Annotated in this window: 1 protein-coding gene; it reads left to right on the top strand. The window is 63.9% G+C overall.

From position 1 onward, the window contains the following. Positions 1-357 (top strand): transposase (locus C7I84_RS29385; protein WP_133170191.1); only part of this gene is annotated, 357 nt, incomplete at both ends.

The raw sequence follows: 357 nt of genomic DNA on the forward strand, positions 1-357 counted from the left end.
GCCGAGGTCAGCCTTGCCAGCAAGGGCGATTCCAGCCTGCCGATGCCGTTGCGCCGCATCACCGTGAAGCGCCAGGAGGGCGACACCATCACGCTTGTGACCAACGATCTCGAGCGGCCGGCCGTCGGCATCGCCGCCCTCTACAAGGGGCGCTGGCAGATCGAACTGCTGTTCCGCTGGATCAAGCAGCATCTCAGGATCCGAAAATTCCTCGGCAACACCGACAATGCCATCCGCCTGCAGCTCTTCGCCGCCATGATCGCCTATGCGCTGCTGCGCATTGCCGCCAACGCCAACCGCATCGCCATGCCGATCCTGCGCTTCACCGATCTCGTCGCACAATGCCTGTTCGAGCGC

The organism is Kumtagia ephedrae, from assembly GCF_003012745.1.
Classification (GTDB): domain Bacteria; phylum Pseudomonadota; class Alphaproteobacteria; order Rhizobiales; family Rhizobiaceae; genus Kumtagia; species Kumtagia ephedrae.